We start from the raw sequence: 17,246 nt of genomic DNA, 5'->3' as shown, positions 1-17,246 counted from the left end.
ACGGCCAGGCGCGCGGGCGTTCGTTCAGTCCTTTGCTTTGGGCCGCCGGGGCAGAAAGGAGCTGGTCCTGGCGGCGTAGTCGGCGTACCCGGGGCGCGTCTCTGACAGGTGCGCCTCCACCAGGGGCTTGCCGCTGCCGGCGACCAGCAGCCACGTCATCAGCACCGGCGACGCCACGGTCAGCGCGGCGGGCCACGCGCCCGCGGCGATCAGGAACAGCCCCCACCACACGCAGGCGTCGCCGAAGTAGTTCGGATGCCGGGTGTAGCGCCACAGGCCGGAGGCCATCAGACGGCCGCGGTTGGCCGGGTCGGCCTTGAAGCGGGCCAGCTGCCAGTCGCCGACGGACTCGAAGCCGAGGCCGAGAAGCCAGAGGCCGAAACCGGCGGCGAGCAGCACGGTGCCCACGGCCGATCGCCCCGAGGCGAACATCCCGGCCTGCACCGGCAGCGAGATGAACCAGACCAGGAGGGCCTGAAGCAGGTACACGCGCGTGTATGCGGCCCATGCCGGGTTGCCGCCGGCTCGCGAGAGCATCGCCGCATACCGCGGGTCCTCGGGCGCCCCGCGGCCCCGCCACGCGATGTGCACCGACAACCGCAGACCCCAGATGACGGTGCAAGCGGTCAGCAGAACTTTCCGCGCCGTATCGCCGTGGCCGCCGGACAGCGTCAATGTCACGACGGCGACGAGCGCGAAGGCGCTGCCCCAGACGGCGTCGACATACCGGTGGCGGGCGCGCGCCCACCCGACCAGGAAGACGCCGCTGAACAGCGCGAGCAGGACTGCGGCGTCCAGTGCCGACGTCGCTGGAAACGACCAGCCGGAATCACCGTGCACGCTTACCGCCTCCTCAAGTTGGCCTCGCCGCCGCGGGGCACGACCCGCAGCCCGCGCAAGAACAACCCGACGCCCTGCCGCCGGATCCGCGCCGCCACGGCCCACGGCGCCAGCGGATGACGCGCCGCCATGCGCACGAGCCCCGCGGCGGTGCCTGCGCTCCGCACGCCGTGCACGCTCGCGACGAACGGCGCGGCGCCCGGCACGTCCAGCCGCACCGCCAGGCTCAGCCGCTCACCCGGCTCCGGCAGCCGCATCTGATAGACCCCGCCCTCGACCGGCAGGAAGGGGGAGACGTAGAAGTCCTTCGCGGTCCGGGCCCGGCCCTCGGCGTCGGGGAACAGCAGGTAGGCATGGCGCTGGCCGTACGTGTTGTGGACCTCGGCGATGACACACACCGGACGATCGTCGGCGTCATGGCACCAGTAGACGGTGAGCGGGTTGAACACGTACCCGAAGACCCGGGCCGCGGTGAGCATCAGGATCCTGCCGTCGCCGACGCTGACTCCGCGCTCGGCCAGGAAGCGCTCCACGCCGGCCCGGATCGAGCCCTCGTCACCTGTGAAGTGATCGGCGGCCCGGAACCCGGCGAGCGTCCGCAACGGCCCGGGCAACCGCGGCATGGCGTCGAGGTCGACCAGCCACAAATACGAGCTGTACGTGAAGTCGTTCGCGACCGGACCGTGCCGCACATGCCGGATCCGGCACTCGTACAAAGCCGGCGCGTTCACCACGTCACCCCGAAGGCCGCGGCGGCCGCGACACCCGAGGCGCAGCCGTCCTCGTGGAAACCCCAGCCGTGGTAGGCGCCGGCGAAGGCGGTGGTCGCCGTCGTCAGTTCCGGCAGCCGGGCCTGCGCCGCCACCGACTCCGGTGTGTAAACCGGATGCTCGTACACCATGCGTTCGATCACGGCGGCGGGGTCGATGCGATCCGCGGCGTTCATCGTGACGAGATATTCGGTGGGGGAGTCGAACCGGTGGAGACGGTTCATCGCGTAGGTCACGACCGCCCGATCCGGAACGGCGGGCTTCGTGGAACCACCCGTTGCCGTCGTGCTTCCCCGGCGCGCGTCGCTCCGCGCGCACGACGGCAGCAGGTAGTTCCACGAACCGCGTGCCCGACGCGCTGAGGGCAGCAGGCGAGCGTCCGTGTGCAGCACCGTTTCGTTCGTCGTGTAGCCGATCGCTCCCAGCACCTCCCGCTCGGCCGGGCCGGCGTCGGCGAGGAGTCGCAGCGCCTGGTCCGAGTGCGTGGCGACGACGACGCGCGAAACGGTGTGCACCTCGTCGGCGTCGTCGCGCACCAGGACGCCCTCTCCCGTGCGGTGCACCGCCCGGACCGGCGTGCTCAGGTGCACGGCGTGCAGGTTCTTCACCGCGCGGTCCACATACGTCTTCGACCCGCCGCTGACCGTGCGCCACCGTGGGGATCCGGTGACGGCCAGCATCCCGTGGTGGTTGAGGAACTCGAACAAGTACGCCGCCGGATACCGCTCGGCGGTCTCGCGGCCGGACGACCACACCGCGGACACCAGCGGCAGGATGAAGTGGTCGGTGAAGAAGCGGGAGTAGCCTCCGGCGTCGAGGAAATCCCGCAATGTTCCCCCGGATGCCGCCGACGGTCGGGGAGTCCCGGCCAGCAGGGCGCGCGCGTCGTGATGGAAACGGCGCACCTCCAGCAGCATCCGGAGGAACGGCGGGCGCAGCGCCTGCGCGGGTGCGGCGAACAGCCCGCGCGGACCCTTGGCGCCGGCGTACTCCAGGCCGCAGCCCTCGCACCGCACGCTCATCGACATGTCGGTGGGCTGCGTGGCCACGCCGAGCTCGTCGAACAGCCGGATGAGGTGCGGGTAGGTGCGGCGGTTGTGCACGATGAAGCCGCTGTCGACGGACAGCAGGCGTCCGGTGCGGTCGGTGACCTCGTGGGTGTGGGCGTGGCCGCCCGGCCGGCCGTCGGCCTCGAACAGCAGCACGTCGTAGCGGCGCTGCAACAGCCAGGCCGCGGTCAGGCCGGCGATGCCGGATCCGATGACCGCGACCTGCTCCCGGTCGCTGGCGTGCCGTCTCGTGGTACCGGCCACCGAAACCTCCTGCATGACGTCTGGATGTCATGCATTCGGAGCCGGCGGCCGATCGGATTGGCCGAGGCCGCGTCGAATCAGCGGTGAGCGGGAGGCCGGTCGCCCGTCACCCGCTCCGGCAGCGGCACCTTCACCGAACCGAGCACCCGGTGCACCTCGATCTCGATGACCACGCGCAGCGGGTTCTCGCCCGGCTGGCGGTAGCGCTTCGCGTACCGGCGGACCGCGTCGGCGACGGCGTCCGGGTCCCGATTGACCCGGGCCAGGCCCTCCAGGGTCGTCCAGCGGCGGCCGTCCACCTGCGTCACGGCGGCCGGCACCGGGCCCTCCGCGGCGATGCGGCGGGCTTTGGCGCTGGTCGAACTGGTGATGATGCGGGCCAGGCCGGTCTCCGGATCGTAGGTGGCGCCCACCGGCACCAGGTGCGGCGTGCCGTTCTTCCGGACGGTCGCCAGGGTGCACAGGTGGCGCTCGCTCCAGAAGCCCATGCCGTCGGGGTCGGTCAGCTCGGCGTCGGACATCGGGCCTCCATCTGCGAATGCGGATATGATTCGCAATCGTCGCATATTGCCATCAGGACGGGGTCAGAGGGTCATGAAACCATTGGCGGTGGTGACGGGCGCGACCGGGTACATCGGCGGGCGGCTGGTCCCCGAACTGCTGGACGCGGGGTTCGCCGTGCGGTGCCTGGCGCGCGATCCGGACCGGCTGCGGGACTACCCGTGGGCCGACCGGGTGGAGCGGGTGCGCGGCGATGTGCTGAAGCCGCAGACATTGGGACCGGCGCTCGCCGACGGCGACGTCGCCTTCTACCTGATCCACTCCCTGGCCACCGGTGCCGGGTTCGAGCAGACCGAGGAGATCGCGGCGCGCAGCTTCGCCAGCGCGGCGAAGGAAGCCGGGATCGGCAGGATCGTCTATCTGGGCGGCATGGCCCCGGAGGGCACGCCGCCCGCTGAGCTCTCCGCACACCTGCGGTCGCGGCTGCGGGTGGGGCGCGTGCTGCGGGACAGCGGCGTGCCCACCGTCGAACTGCGGGCCGCGGTCGTGATCGGCTCCGGGTCCGCGTCGTTCGAGATGCTGCGCTACCTCACCGAGCGCCTGCCCGTGATGATCACCCCGCGGTGGGTCCGGACCCGGATCCAGCCCATCGCGGTGCGCGACGTGCTGCGCTATCTGGTCGGCGCGGCCACGGCATCGTCCGAGGCCGTGGGCTCCGGCGGCGTGTACGACATCGGTGGGCCGGACATCCTGGACTACCGCGCCATGATGCTGCGCTACGCGCAGGTGGCCGGGCTGCCACGACGGCTGATCATCCCGGTCCCGGTCCTGACCACCGGCCTGTCGAGCCACTGGGTCGGCGCGGTGACGCCCGTCCCGGCGTCCATCGCCCGCCCCCTGGTGGAGTCGCTCCGGCACGAGGTGGTGTGCCGGGACCGGAGCATCCGGGACCTGGTCCCCGACCCGCCGGAGGGGCTGATCGGCTTCGACGAGGCCGTCCGGCTGGCGCGGACCCGCGTGCAGGAGGCGAACGTGACGACCCGGTGGTCGTCGGCCTCGGTCCGCGGCGCGCCGAGCGACCCGCTGCCGACCGACCCGTCCTGGGCCGGCGGCAGCCTGTACCGCGACATCCGCCAGACCGAGGTCGACATCCCGCCGGAGCGGGTGTGGCGAGCCGTCGAGGCCATCGGCGGAGAGACGGGCTGGTACTCCTTCCCCCTGGCCTGGGCCGCGCGCGGCTGGCTGGACCGGATGGTCGGCGGCATCGGCCTGCGGCGCGGACGCCGGGACCCGCACTCGCTGCGGCTGGGCGACACGCTGGACTTCTGGCGCGTCGAGGCCATCACCCGGGGCAGCCTGCTGCGGCTCCGTGCCGAGATGAAGCTGCCCGGTTTGGCGTGGCTGGAGATGCGCGTCGAGGCGACGGCCGACGGCCGGACCCGCTACAGCCAGCGTGCGCTGTTCTATCCGCACGGGCTGTTCGGCCATGTGTATTGGTGGGCCGTCGCCCCGTTTCACGCCGTCGTCTTCGGCGGGATGATGCGCAACCTGCTCCGTCATGCGGCCGAAGACGAGGATCAGCGCGAGGAGTGAGGATGGCGGGCTCGGTAGTAGGGGTTGTCGTAGGGCAGGTACAGGCTGACGCGGCCGTACATGCCGAACGTCATCATGATCAGACCCACCACGAAGCTGAAGAACACGTTCGACAACCCGAACGCCAGGATGTTGGCGTGCGTCTCCATCACCGCCAGCCCCAGCAACCCGGCGACGATGAACACGATGCCCATCACCATGTTCACGGTCGACGCGAAGTTGCCGCCGATCCGGGCCGCGACCAGCAGGAGCGAGGCCACCAGGATCGACAGGACGGATAACAGGCCGTTGCTGGAGAGGCCCATCACCCGGTGCCCCGCCGTGCTGAAGAACGGGATGTCGTCAAGCAGCCCCAGCACGCCGAACACGAGCAATGTCACGGCCGAGAGAATCGCGCCCCAGCGATAGACCTGGCCGAGGCGGTGGTCGACGGGGAGGTGGTCCTGCAATCGCGCCATGGTGATGCGCCGCCTTTCGGTGACCGGGAGCGTCCCGGTGGCCGGCCGCCCGGTTCTTGAGCGAGCGGTTTAACCGACTGCTCAAAGTCTGTCACGGGAAGGACGATGGCGCAGGTTGAGTGGGGTTCGGGTCGCACGGAGGGGCTAGTGGGGCCTGGGAGGGCGTTGAGTGAGTCTTCGGCGCTCAGGTGCGGGAGGCGGACCACCAGCCTTCGCGTGCGCGGTGACGCCCACGGAGGTGAAAGGCCGGAGCGGCCGGTGGTCGTGCGCCCCTCGGTCCGAATCCCGAGTCATGCGCTCCGAGGGGCTGTGACCGTCTGGCTCCCCCAAGAAGAGTCCGCGCGCTCCATCTCGGCATCCCGCAGGGCCTGCGTGCTGACCCGGGAAGCGAGCGGAACGGCGGCGAGCGCCAGCCCGACCGCGGCCACGCCGAACGTGGCCCGCACCCCGAACCCGCGTCCGAGCAGTCCCCCGGTGAGGGCTCCGAACGGCACGACACCCAGTACCACCAGCCGATAAGCGGCCGTGACACGCCCCAGGAGCTCGTCGGGTACCACCGCCTGACGCAGGGTGCTGACGACGATCTGGTTCAGCGAGGCGGCGACCGCGGCGCAGAACATCGCCGCCAGGGCGAGTGCCGCGCTGTGCCCCCATGCGAGGACGGCGTAGCCGCCGGCCGGTGCGAGCGCGGCGAGCCAGGTGGTGGGGCCGCCGCCGATGCGTGGCACGACGTGTTCGGCGAGCAGCGAACCGGCGATCGCGCCGGCGGCGGGGACGCCGATGAACAGTCCGTACCGCGACATGGGTATCCCATAGGGGCCGGTGATCAGCAGGACGAGCAGTCCGCCGGTCGCCGAGCTGAAGAAGTTGATCGCCGCCGAGATGAACGCCACGCGGCGCAGCAGGTCGTGATGCCAGAAGCGGGTCCATCCGGCGCGGATGTCCTGGGTGATCGTGGTCGGTGTCGCGTGGTGGCGCGGCTGGTCCGCGCCGGTGGGGTGCAGGGCGGGCAGCAGCATCGCTGTCAGGCCGGCCAGGGCGAAGCCGGCGGCCCCGGTGTAGAAGGCTGCTGACGCCGCGAACGCGAACAGCGCGGCGCCGGCCGGTGGGCCGATGAACGTGTGGATGACGGACTGCGTCGCGAACAAGCGGCCGTTGGCGCGTTCGAGCTGCTCGCGGGGGAGCAGGCGGGGCGGGATGGTCAGGGCGGCGTTGTCGACCAGGGTCTCGGCGCAGCCGGCCAGGAACACGGCGGCGTAGAGGAGTCCGACGTGGCGCCAGCCGTTCGTCAGGGATGCGGCGAGCAGGGCGAATCCGGCTGCCCGCAGCCAGTTGCCGGCGGTCAGGACCCGGCGGCGGTCCACCCGGTCGGCGATCGCGCCGGCGGGCAGGGTCGCGACCAGCCAGGGCAGGAACTGCACCACCGTCATGCCCGCCACCACGAGCGGATCGCGGGTCAGGGTGGCGACGAGCAGTGGTGCCGCGGCCTGCAGCAGCCCGTCGGCGAGGTTCGAGGACGCTTGGGACGCCCACAGCGCCGTGAACGCTCCGCGGGGGGTGGCGGGCACGATCGGCCTCCTGGCGGTTTTCTCATGGGTGATCGGCTTGTTGGGAATGAGCATGCCAGGGCGATCTTCTCACATGCAATACTGGTTTCAGTCATGAGAGGAGCTGGGCGTGAAGTTCGGCCACATCGCCGGCGACGGCATGCTCGACCTGGTCAACACCGTCGACTGGCGCCTCGGGGGTCCCGACCGTAATGAGCGGCTGAAGAGTTATGCCGACGTCGTCGACTGGTGCCTCGAGTCCGGTCTGATCACCGAGGACGAGGCTGCGACGGTGCGCGATCTCGCCGAGCGCGACGGGGCGCGGGCCGAGCGCGAGCGGCAGCAGGTCGTCACCGCGCGCGAGCGGGTCTACGCCGCTCTCTTCGAGGACGATCACGCGGCCGCGGCGGATCTTGCGGGAATGTACCGAACGGCCATCGCCGCGGCCGATCTGGTCCGCGCGGACCACGGGTGGCAGTGGCGCGACCGGGAGGCGGGCCTCGGCCTGCTCCGCCACCGGATCGTCCGAGGGCTCGTCGACTTGACCCGGCGCGAAGACCTGGACCGTCTCCACCAGTGCGAAGACGCAAAGTGCGGCTGGGTCTACCTCGACACGTCACCGCGCCGGAACCGTCGCTGGTGCGACACCAAGGATTGCGGCGACCGCAATCGGGCCCGGGCCTACTACGCCCGCCAGAAGGCGCGGAGCGCCGGAGCCTGACCGCCGCCTGGCTGGTCCAGGCCGGCGTCGACCGGCGCTGACCTGGCTGTTCGGCTTCCTCGCGGCGAATACGAAAAGCTGTCACCTAGGTGGCGGAACCGTCAAACCACGAGCATTGCAGCCCTCTGGCACGGCTGGTAGACCGGGCGGCGGGGGATCCGTTCGTTCACGCCACCCGAGCCGGCCGACACCCAGGCCGCTCGGTTCTCCGGCGTGCGTATTTCCGGATGCGGTCCTTTCCGACACCCGTCCTCTCAGCGCGGTCAACGGAAAGTGAGGGTTCGCACATGCGTCCCACGGAGCACAGAGTCCTGCACTACGACCTGTCCCACCTGGGTCACCCGGAGCGGGAGTACACGTTCCGGCACGGTGCCCACCGGCTGCCGCTCAAGCGGCACACCGCCCACACCCGGGCCGAGGCCCGGGCCGCGGACCCGGTGCTGCGGCTGATCCCGGACCGGCATCTGACGCACTTCGTCGCCGCCGACCTCTACACCGACGCGATCGGGATCAACGCGGTCAGCGTCAAGAAGCGCGTCGGCGGCGAGCTCGTCGACCGCGTCGTGCACATGGCGGTGCACATCCCGGCCGAGGGCCGGCGCCGCGGGAGCGCACGCTACTGGCGGCACCGCGTCGAGGTGGCCCGCAAGCGCGGGGTCGAGCTGCCGCGCACCGTGCACCCCAAGCTCGCCCGGCACGGCGTGACCTGGGAGCAGTGCGAGGAGGTGCTCGGCAGTGCCGACGGCGGGGACGGCATCCCCACCTTCCCCAAGCACGTCGACAACTTCTACACAGCGCTCGACGCCGCGGTGACCCTGCTCTACCACCACCAGAACCTGATCAACCTCGACACCACCGACGGCGGCAGCACGCCGCAGTACCTCGTCGACTGCATCACCACCGCCTGCCTGGCCACCGATGACTTGGTGCTGGAGATCCAGAGCGAGGGCGACGACTGGCTGGTCACCACGCCGATCGCGGGTTCGCCCGGCGCCGACAGCACCGTGCCCTCGGCCACCGTCCAGGCGCTGACCACCGGCCCGTTGCAGCAGGTGCTCGCCGACACCCAGAACGACACCGAGCTGGAGAACGTGGTCTGGCGGCCGCGCTACGGCTTCACGTCCTCGACCTACAACGCCACCGACGACGGCCCGCCGCCGAACGCGCAGCAGCCGGACAGCGGCGAGCACATCCCGCGCGGATCCTTCGAACTGGGCGCCGGCGCCGCCGCCGGGAACTGGTCGGCGAAGAACCTGACGCCGTCCAACGGTCTGAGCATCGACAGCTCCAGCATCCGGTACACGGCCCCGCCGGCCACCACCACGTGGACCGGCACCGGCCTGTGGTCGATCAACGACGCGATCCCGCTGCCCTACGCCGGCACCGGCACCGATCCCGGTGACCTGCCGGACCGGATCGCGCAGGGCCAGCTGTCGATCGTGATCAGCTCCCAGAAGTACCCGAACGGGTTCCTCACCGGCGTCCTGGTCCCGAACGGCACCGACCCCGACACCTGTCAGGCGCTGTATTCGGTGACCTTCGCGCCGACCGCGCCGGGCATCGTCACGCCGGCCGTGGCGGCCGCGTCGTGCTCGCTGAACACGGGTGTCAGCGGCCTGAGCTACGACATCAGCGTCGCCCTCGACGGCGAGGCGGGCCCGATCGCCGCCGGGTTCCAGTACCCGGACCCGAACGGCGGCAAGACGCCGGGCACCGCGCCGCTGCAGATGTCCGACGCGACCGGCTACGGGACGCTGTCCATCGAGTGCACCAACAACTGGCTGCGGCATCTGTCCGCCTGCGTGCAGTACATCGGCGACGACGGCGGCGTGCTCGACCCGCCGGACGACTGGGTCGACCAGATCCCCGAGTTCCTGCGCGGCGCCTTCGAGCCGGACCCGCAGACCAAGTTCGTCAAGCTGGTGCAGCCGGTGGCCACGGTGTTCGGCGTCCCGATCCCCGACAAGCCGGTCCGGATCTCGGTCCCGGTGTGGGACGAGGTCGCCACGGTGCGCTTCCTGTGGGGCGGGCTCGGCACCGGCGCCTACAACGCGGCGGTCGCGCCGATCGGCCTGACGATGACGTGTATGGCCGAGCTGGCGCTGCCGGTGTTCCTGATGTGGGCCACGGCCGCGGTCATGAACTCGAACACCGTGAAGTCCATCATGGCCGACACCGACGTGCTGCTCGCGACCTGCGCGGCCGGGTCCTTCCTGGTGGCCGGCCCGACCGCGGCCTACATCGCCACCGCGCAGGACCCCGGCGCCGCGGCCTCGGGTCTGGCCGAGAAGTTCGGCCCGATGTTCCTGGACCCGGCGACCTCGCTCGGCAAGTGGGTCTACAAGCAGGTCGCGGAGGCCGAGATCGAGCAGGCGATCCCGTTCATCGACACCGCCCTGGACGTGCTCAACGCCGCGGTGACCGCCGCGCAGCTGGCGCAGACCACGGTCGAGGTGCTGCAGTCGCCGTTCTGCTACGAAACCGACTTGTCGCGCTCGGTCGAGCTGGACGTGACGTTGAAGCCGGACCCGAGCGTCAACATCTTCCCGGAGTATCACGACCACTACACGGTCACGGTCACCTACGACACCGGGGCCACGGCCGCCGTCGTCACCGACTACCTGCCGCCGCAGACCCTCAGCGACCCGATCACCGTCACGTTCCCGGCGATCCCCTCCGGCGGCGACATCAAGGTGGTCGTCGCCTTCTACTCCGACGACAACTGGCAGTCCGGGCAGGGCAACAGCGACTGGGTCGACACCGTCGTCGACTCCGGGCGGCTGGCGTTCGACGTGTACGTGCAGACCAACGAGGTCCCGCTCGGCGCCACCAGCGTGTACGCGCACGACGAGAAGATCGTCCTGCTGACCGATGGCTCCAACCAGCTCGGGTGGCAGGCCATGCCCGGCAAGCCGCCGACGGCGACGCTCACCACTCCGCCGCCGTACTCCTCGAAGGGCATGGTGGTGCAGTACCTGGCCGGGATCACGGTCGCGCAGTCGCCGGAGATGATCGGCTACTGCTGGCAGGCCACCGGGCTGAACCTGCCGCCCGACACCCCGGACCAGCCTCCGCAGAACTATGCGATGTGGACTCTGCAGAACCTGTCGGTCATGCAGCACCCGTCGCAGGGCCTGTCCTACCCGAAGGTCGGCTTCACCGGCCAGCCGCTGATCGACTACGACCTGGCCAGCGCCGACGACGGCACCGGCCCGAACTTCTTCCTGGACCCGACCCGCGGCACCTTCGACCCCGACACCAACCCCGGCGGCGGCCTGCACCTGCGCAGGCTCGCGCTCACCCACGCCAGCGCTCCGGAATTCGACGTCGGGAACAACCAGAGCTACGGCCGCTTCCCGCTGCCGATGGACCGCTGCATGCTGCACCCGCAGGGCTTCATGGTCGGCGTCAACAACGCGACCCACAAGATCTTCATCCTGAATGTGCTCGACCAGCCGGTGACCGACGACACCGCCCCGATGGCCACTCAGGCCGCCGGCCAGGGCGACCGCGACGGCCTGGTCTATGAGCCGGTGGCGATCTGCACGGCCTTGGACGGCCGCGTGCTGGTCCTGGAGGCCGGGAACCAGCGGGTGCAGGCGTTCGACACCTTCGGCAACCCCGTCAACTACTTCAAGAACCCGGACTACGATCCCGACGACCCGGACAGCACCGAGACCATCCCCACGATGGCGCTGGTCAGCCGACCTTCCACGACACTGCAGGACCTGGCCGTCGAGTCCAAGGGCTTCATCTACGTCCTCTCCTACACCGGCGACGGCAGCAGTCCGAAGCAGTACTGGGTCGACCTGTTCAACCCGGATGGGACCCTGCTGGTCTCCACGCAGAACGTGACCGCCGCGCGGTTCACCGTGGATCTGCTGCGCAGTCTCTACACCCTGAATTACGAGACGATCGTGGACGCCGACTACCGGGTGCAGCCCTCGGTCAGCAAGTGGCTGCCGCCGGCGCCCGCGGGTCCGCCGCCGAGCGCCGTCGAGGGCAGCCACCACTCGCGCCACCACCACGAGGCCGAGCGATGAGCGCCGCCACTCCCTTCCGCGGCAAGTGGAGGGTGCGAGACGACGTCCACGACTACGTCCTGCGGATCGACGGAACCCTCGGCTCCGGCACCGCGCTGCTGCTGTATCGCGTGGGCGGGACCTACAACGGGTTCGAATACGTCTACTGCGCGCTCCAAAGCGACACCGCCGAACCGACGCAGCCGTCCGGACTGGCGGACTGCTACCTGTCGCCGGTGCCGTACAGCGGGAACGCCTACAAGGCGAATGGTGTGGGCAACACCTCGCCGACCGCACAGCAGAAGGCGGTGAAGTTCCTCTTCAAGGACGACTACGGCGAGAAGACGACCGACTTCGCCGCGGCCGAAGGCCCGAAGAACGGCCTGTTCGGCTTGTGGGCGTACACCTCCGGCGGCCAGTACTGGGGCTGGACGACGGCGAACCAGCCGCCGACGAGCTACGTCTACTCGGCGCGGGTCGACGTGCCGTCGGCGAGCCACGCCCGGACCTGGCTGAACAACGTCGTGCCTCAGGGCGCTGACTACTCGTGGGTGGACATCTCCGGCGAGGACTACACCGGTATCTCGATGGTCGGGGCGAAGTTCCCCGGAGCGGATCTGTCGAAGGCGGATTTCCGGGGCAGCGACCTTTCGACGGCCGACTTCCGCAACGTCCACACTGTCGCGGGCGCCAACCTGACCGGTATGACTCTGGCCGGCGCCGTCTTCACCGGTGTCGACCTGAGCGGGATCGACTTCACCGGCAGCAACCTGTCCGGCGCCGACTTCCGGGGCGTCAAGTCCTTGCACGGGACGGTCTTCACCGACACCGACCTCACCAACGCGCACTTCGAGAACCTCGACCTGACCGGGATGGTCTTCAGCGGCGCCACGCTGCCCGGCGTGCACTTCAACGGGACGAACCTGTCCCAGACCACGTTCTCCGACAGTGCCGACAAGAAGGCCGACCTGTCCGCCGTCGACTTCACCGTGTCCAAGACCATCCACGGCGCCCGCTTCTCCTGCGAGCTACTGGACTCCGACCTCTCGGGGATGGACCTGAAGGATGTGGACTTCACCGGCGCGATCCTGAAGGGGACGAACTTCCACGGCTGCGACCTGCGGCCCGCGACCTTCTCGTCCCCGCCGACGTGGTCCGACGACGCGAACCACCTCACGAACCTCAGCCAGGCCGTCGTCGACTACTCGACCCTCGGGTTGAACTGGTCGTTCATGAACCTCATCGAGGCGAAGATCCTGAACCGTCCCAAGGATCTGACCGGGCTGAACGCCCAGTCCTCGCTGATGCAGGGCTGGGAGCTCTCCTCACACAACCTCGCCGACGCGATCCTGTCCGACACCAACCTCTGCGGCGCCACGCTGTCCTACTGCAACTTCAAGCTGGCGAAGATGGACGGCGCCCAGCTCCAGAAGTACGACGCGAGCGACCGGGCGGCCGTCCTGACCGGCTCGCAGATGGAGGACGTGAACCTGAGCGGCGCCAATCTCACAGGCACGTCTCTCAGCGGAGTGTATCTGTACGGGCAGAGCGCCAGCCTGTCCAAGGCGATCGTGCAGGACACCGACTTCTCCGGTGCGTATCTGGAGGGAGCGGCCTTCCGCAGCGTCGCCGACAACCAGTGCGAGGGCGTGAACTTCGATTACGCCTGCCTGGTCAACGCCGACTTCACGGGCACCAAGCTGATCACGTCGCCGAACGGCGAGTCGGTGCACATGAACAAGGCTTGCCTCCAGGGCGCGAACTTCACCGACGCGCAGCTCTACGGCGCGGACCTGTCCGCCGCGGCCGTGGACGAGAACCCCGGCGTGATCATGGTGACCATCCCGACTTCGTGGCCCGACGAGGGCAAGGGCGAGACCGTCCCGATCGAGTACTCCCAGGGCACGATCGGGATCGAGACCGCGACGAACAGCTCGACGACCTGCCCGGCGGGCAGCCTCGGCCCGTGCTCCGGGGCCGCACTGCATTCTGATCAGGCCCCGAGGAAGTGGCCTGTGAAGCAGTAGCGATACCGCGACGAGGGCGGCGGCCGCGAGCGATGCTCGTGGCCGCCGCCATGCGCTCGGTGATCCAGGCCGGCTCGACCTTCAGGTGCGCTGAAGCGCTTGCGGCCTGATTTCGGCGCTTCGTTATTGATCTGCAAGGTTTCCGGCTCATGTCCCCTCGCATTTGCGCGCTACGCTGAGCCCCGTGACCGTCTACCGCATCGGCGAGGCCGCCGAGCTCCTCGGCGTCAGCGTGGACACCGTCCGCCGCTGGGCGGACGCGGGCAAGCTGAGTGCCGAGCGTGACGACGCCGGCCACCGGGTCATCGCCGGCGCCGAGCTCGCCGCCTTCGCGCGTTCGCTCGGAGAGGGACCGGAGGAGCGCTCGGAGCTGTCCTCGGCGCGGAACCGGCTGCGGGGGATCGTCACCGCCATCGTCAAGGACACGGTGATGGCGCAGGTGGACATCCAGGCCGGGCCGTTCCGGATCGTGTCGCTGATGAGCCGGGAGGCGGTCGAGGAGCTGGGTCTGGAGGTCGGGTCGACGGCGGTCGCGGTGATCAAGTCGACGACGGTCGTCGTCGAGCGTTCGTCGCCGTCGGGCGGCGGCAAGGGGAGGGGTTTGTAGTGCGGAACCGGACTATGGCAGCCGCTGTGACGGCTGCGGCCGTCCTGCTCGGTGGCGCCGCTTGCGGCAGCGACAGCTCGAAGCCTTCCGCGTCGCCGACGACGGCGGGCGGTTCGACGGGGTCCTCGACCGCCGGTGGCGCGGCCACCTCGGCCACCGGTGAAACCGGCAAGCTCACCGGCAGACTCACCGTCCTCGCCGCGGCCTCGCTGACCGGGACGTTCACCCGGATCGGCAAGGACTTCGAGGCCGCCAACCCCGGTGTCAAGGTGACTTTCAGCTTCGGCGCCAGCTCCACCCTGGCGCAGCAGATCATCCAGGGTGCCCCCGCCGACGTCTTCGCCTCGGCCGCCCCGGCCAACATGAAGCAGGTCTCCGACGCCGGGGACGTCTCCGGCACCGCCGCCACCTTCGTCCGCAACCAGCTGGTCATCGCGGTGCCCAAGGGCAACCCGAAGCACATCGCCTCCTTGGCCGACCTGACTAAGCCCGGGGTGAAGGTCGTCGAGTGCGCCGCGCAGGTGCCGTGCGGCGCGGCGGCGAACAAGGCGCTCACCGCCGCGAACGTGAAGCTGACCCCGGTCAGTCTGGAGGCCGACGTGAAGTCGACGCTGGCCAAGCTCACCCTCGGTGAGGCCGACGCCGCGCTGGTCTACCGCACCGACGCGCTGTCGGTCGCGGACAAGGCCGAGGGCGTGGAGTTCCCCGAGTCCGCGCAGGCCGTCAACGACTACCCGATCGCCGCGCTCGCCCACTCGTCCAACCTCGCCGCCGCCCAAGCCTTCGTGGCGTTCGTCCAGTCCGCCCCGGAGATGTCGGTGCTGACCGCGGCGGGCTTCCAGAAGCCGTAGCGACGCGCCATGACCGGGTCTGCACCGGAACCCGCGACGGCCGGAGGCCCTGAGCCCCTCCGGCCGTCGCGGCGATCGCGGGGGCGGATCCGAGGCGGAGCCGGAACCGGAGCCCGGGCCCGAGCCCGGACACGGTCCCGCACCCGAGTCGGCGCCGGCGTCCCGCTCGGCCTCCTGCTTCCGGCCGCGGCCGGCCTGGCCTTCCTCGTCCTGCCGCTGGCCGGGCTGCTGGCCCGCACACCCTGGTCCACCCTGTTCTCCCGCCTCGGGGCACCGGGCATCCTGGACGCGCTGAAGCTCTCCCTCTTCTCCGCCACTGTCGCGACCGCGCTCTGTGTGCTCTTCGGTGTGCCGCTCGCCTGGCTGCTCGCGCGCGTCGAGTTCCCCGGCCGTGCCCTCGTCAGAGCCGTGGTGACGGTGCCGCTGGTGCTGCCGCCGGTGGTCGGCGGGGTGGCGTTGTTGCTGGCCTTCGGCCGACGCGGGCTCCTCGGTCCCTGGCTCGAGTCGGCATTCGGCATCACGCTGCCCTTCACGACCGCCGGAGTGGTCGTCGCCGAAGCCTTCGTCGCCATGCCGTTCCTGGTGATCGCCGTCGAAGGCGCACTGCGCGGTGCGGACGTCCGCTACGAAGAAGCGGCGGCCACCCTCGGCGCCGGCCGCTGGACCGTGTTCCGCCGCGTGACCCTCCCGCTGATCGCGCCTGGAGTGGTGGCCGGTGCGGTGCTCTGCTGGGCCCGAGCGCTCGGCGAGTTCGGTGCGACCATCACGTTCGCCGGCAACTTCCCCGGCCGTACGCAGACCATGCCGCTGGCCGTCTACCTCGCCTTGGAGCAGGACCTCCCCTCGGCGATCGTGCTCAGCCTGATCCTGCTCGCGGTGTCCGTCACGATTCTCGCCTGCCTGCGTGACCGGTGGATCGCCGCGCCATGAGACCGATGCTGGACGCCCACCTCGTCGTCGACCGCGACACCTTTCGCCTCGACGCTTCCCTGACCATCGCCCCCGGCGAAGTCGTGGCTCTCCTCGGCCCGAACGGCGCCGGCAAGAGCACGGCTCTCCGCGCCCTCGCCGGCCTCCTCCCCGTCTCCGGCGGGCACGTGACCCTGCGCGGCAAGCGCCTCGACGACGCCGCCACGCGGACGTTCGTCCCCGCCGACCAGCGCGACGTCGGTGTCGTCTTCCAGGACTACCTGCTCTTCCCCCACCTGTCAGCCCTCGACAACGTCGCCTTCGGCCCGCGCTGCCACGGCGCCTCGCGCTCCCACTCCCGCAGCATCGCCGCCGACTGGCTGGCTCGCGTCGGCCTCGCCGACCACGCGCACGCGAAGCCCCGGCAGCTGTCCGGGGGCCAGGCCCAGCGCGTCGCCCTCGCCCGGGCCCTGGCGGTCGGCCCCGACCTGCTCCTGCTGGACGAGCCGCTCTCGGCGCTGGACGCCGGCACGCGCATGGACACCCGCGCGCACCTGCACCACCACCTCGCCGACCACCCCGGCGCGACCCTGATCGTCACCCACGACCCGCTGGACGCCTTGATCCTGGCCGACCGCCTCGTCATCCTGGAGGCGGGCCGCGTGGTCCAGGAAGGCGACGCCGCCACCATCACGGCCCGCCCCCGCACCGATTACGTCGCCCGCCTCGTCGGCCTGAACCTGTTCCGCGGCCAGGCCCGCCGCGACATCGTCACGCTGCCCGGCGGTTTCACCCTCACCACCTCCGAACCCTGCGAAGGCCCCGCGTTCGTCGCGTTCCCCCCGACCGCGCTGGCCCTGCACCCCGAGCGTCCGGACGGCAGCCCGCGCAACGTGTGGTCCGCGACCGTCGCCGGGCTGCAACGCCATGGCGACCATCTCCGGATCCAACTGTCCGGACCGCTGGACACGACCGCCGACATCACCCCGGCCGCGGCGGCGGCGCTCCGCCTGGAACCCGGGTCGCAGGTGTGGGCGGCGTTGAAGGCGACGGAGACGCGGGTGTATCCCGACAGCGCCGAGTGAGA

General features: G+C 70.5%; 14 protein-coding genes and 1 pseudogene. 9 read left to right on the top strand and 6 right to left on the bottom strand.

The window, feature by feature from the left end; genetic code table 11:
• Window positions 1-24 precede the first annotated feature (24 nt).
• The 4 genes from ABD466_RS31055 to ABD466_RS31040 form a co-directional block, all read right to left on the bottom strand.
• Window positions 25-840 carry a DUF1295 domain-containing protein gene (locus ABD466_RS31055; protein ID WP_425558796.1) on the bottom strand — a complete coding sequence of 272 codons (816 nt, stop codon included), beginning with the start codon at window positions 838-840 and terminating at the stop codon, window positions 25-27.
• Window positions 841-842: 2 nt separating this feature from the next.
• Entirely contained in the window at window positions 843-1,574 is a 732-nt protein-coding gene (locus tag ABD466_RS31050; protein WP_344660763.1) for a DUF1365 domain-containing protein, read from the bottom strand.
• Complete coding sequence (locus ABD466_RS31045) at window positions 1,568-2,923, bottom strand: NAD(P)/FAD-dependent oxidoreductase (RefSeq protein WP_344660762.1); 1,356 nt, start codon at window positions 2,921-2,923, stop codon at window positions 1,568-1,570. Before ABD466_RS31045 ends, ABD466_RS31050 begins: the two co-directional genes overlap by 7 nt.
• A gap of 77 nt (window positions 2,924-3,000) precedes the next feature.
• Complete coding sequence (locus ABD466_RS31040; RefSeq protein WP_344660761.1) at window positions 3,001-3,444, bottom strand: pyridoxamine 5'-phosphate oxidase family protein; 444 nt, start codon at window positions 3,442-3,444, stop codon at window positions 3,001-3,003.
• 73 nt (window positions 3,445-3,517) lie between these two features.
• Here ABD466_RS31040 and ABD466_RS31035 point away from each other — a divergent pair, with 73 nt between their 5' ends.
• Window positions 3,518-5,017 (top strand): SDR family oxidoreductase, encoded by a 1,500-nt coding sequence (locus ABD466_RS31035; protein ID WP_344660760.1) that lies wholly within the window; start codon window positions 3,518-3,520, stop codon window positions 5,015-5,017.
• Here the strand turns inward: ABD466_RS31035 and ABD466_RS31030 are convergent.
• Together ABD466_RS31030 and ABD466_RS31025 are read right to left on the bottom strand one after the other, a co-directional pair.
• Window positions 5,002-5,475 carry a DUF4383 domain-containing protein gene (locus ABD466_RS31030; RefSeq protein ID WP_344660759.1) on the bottom strand — a complete coding sequence of 158 codons (474 nt, stop codon included), beginning with the start codon at window positions 5,473-5,475 and terminating at the stop codon, window positions 5,002-5,004. The genes ABD466_RS31035 and ABD466_RS31030 overlap by 16 nt on opposite strands.
• A gap of 290 nt (window positions 5,476-5,765) precedes the next feature.
• Window positions 5,766-7,046 carry an MFS transporter gene (locus ABD466_RS31025; protein WP_344660788.1) on the bottom strand — a complete coding sequence of 427 codons (1,281 nt, stop codon included), beginning with the start codon at window positions 7,044-7,046 and terminating at the stop codon, window positions 5,766-5,768.
• Between the two features lie 106 nt (window positions 7,047-7,152).
• Here ABD466_RS31025 and ABD466_RS31020 point away from each other — a divergent pair, with 106 nt between their 5' ends.
• The 8 genes and pseudogenes from ABD466_RS31020 (at window position 7,153) to ABD466_RS44525 (ending at window position 17,244) form a co-directional block, all read left to right on the top strand.
• A complete protein-coding gene (locus ABD466_RS31020; RefSeq protein WP_344660758.1) occupies window positions 7,153-7,743 on the top strand; it encodes a CGNR zinc finger domain-containing protein in 591 nt (196 codons plus the stop codon).
• Between the two features lie 287 nt (window positions 7,744-8,030).
• Window positions 8,031-11,786: an NHL repeat-containing protein gene (locus ABD466_RS31015; protein WP_344660757.1), complete on the top strand. Its 3,756-nt coding sequence runs from the start codon at window positions 8,031-8,033 to the stop codon at window positions 11,784-11,786.
• Window positions 11,783-13,792, top strand: coding sequence for a pentapeptide repeat-containing protein (locus tag ABD466_RS31010; protein ID WP_344660756.1), 2,010 nt, complete (start codon window positions 11,783-11,785; stop codon window positions 13,790-13,792). Before ABD466_RS31015 ends, ABD466_RS31010 begins: the two co-directional genes overlap by 4 nt.
• Before the next feature lie 184 nt (window positions 13,793-13,976).
• The gene (locus tag ABD466_RS31005; protein ID WP_344660755.1) at window positions 13,977-14,399 is read left to right on the top strand and encodes a TOBE domain-containing protein; all 423 of its coding nucleotides are present in this window, start codon (window positions 13,977-13,979) and stop codon (window positions 14,397-14,399) included.
• Between the two features lie 14 nt (window positions 14,400-14,413).
• Window positions 14,414-15,250 carry a molybdate ABC transporter substrate-binding protein gene (modA, locus tag ABD466_RS31000; RefSeq protein WP_344660754.1) on the top strand — a complete coding sequence of 279 codons (837 nt, stop codon included), beginning with the start codon at window positions 14,414-14,416 and terminating at the stop codon, window positions 15,248-15,250.
• Between the two features lie 9 nt (window positions 15,251-15,259).
• Entirely contained in the window at window positions 15,260-16,180 is a 921-nt protein-coding gene (locus ABD466_RS30995) for an ABC transporter permease (RefSeq protein ID WP_344660753.1), read from the top strand.
• A gap of 56 nt (window positions 16,181-16,236) precedes the next feature.
• Window positions 16,237-16,659 (top strand): annotated as a pseudogene (locus ABD466_RS44530) (ABC transporter ATP-binding protein); the annotation flags it as partial.
• A gap of 36 nt (window positions 16,660-16,695) precedes the next feature.
• Window positions 16,696-17,244, top strand: a complete 549-nt coding sequence (locus ABD466_RS44525; protein WP_425558798.1) for a TOBE domain-containing protein — start codon at window positions 16,696-16,698, stop codon at window positions 17,242-17,244.
• The last annotated feature ends 2 nt before the right edge of the window (window positions 17,245-17,246 follow it).

Source organism: Catenulispora subtropica (genome assembly GCF_039531675.1).
GTDB classification, from domain to species: domain Bacteria; phylum Actinomycetota; class Actinomycetes; order Streptomycetales; family Catenulisporaceae; genus Catenulispora; species Catenulispora subtropica.
Note: the sequence above shows the minus strand (reverse complement) of the source record. Positions and strands in the feature narration are given on the sequence as shown.

What these genes read in the sequence shown, in the direction of transcription:
- ABD466_RS31040 (WP_344660761.1), bottom strand. Translation starts at nt 3,444, where the DNA reads ATGTCCGACGCCGAGCTGACCGACCCCGACGGCATGGGCTTCTGGAGC.
- ABD466_RS31035 (WP_344660760.1), top strand. Translation starts at nt 3,518, where the DNA reads ATGAAACCATTGGCGGTGGTGACGGGCGCGACCGGGTACATCGGCGGG.
- ABD466_RS31030 (WP_344660759.1), bottom strand. Translation starts at nt 5,475, where the DNA reads ATGGCGCGATTGCAGGACCACCTCCCCGTCGACCACCGCCTCGGCCAG.
- ABD466_RS31015 (WP_344660757.1), top strand. Translation starts at nt 8,031, where the DNA reads ATGCGTCCCACGGAGCACAGAGTCCTGCACTACGACCTGTCCCACCTG.
- ABD466_RS31010 (WP_344660756.1), top strand. Translation starts at nt 11,783, where the DNA reads ATGAGCGCCGCCACTCCCTTCCGCGGCAAGTGGAGGGTGCGAGACGAC.
- modA (WP_344660754.1), top strand. Translation starts at nt 14,414, where the DNA reads ATGGCAGCCGCTGTGACGGCTGCGGCCGTCCTGCTCGGTGGCGCCGCT.
- ABD466_RS30995 (WP_344660753.1), top strand. Translation starts at nt 15,260, where the DNA reads ATGACCGGGTCTGCACCGGAACCCGCGACGGCCGGAGGCCCTGAGCCC.
- ABD466_RS44525 (WP_425558798.1), top strand. Translation starts at nt 16,696, where the DNA reads ATGGACACCCGCGCGCACCTGCACCACCACCTCGCCGACCACCCCGGC.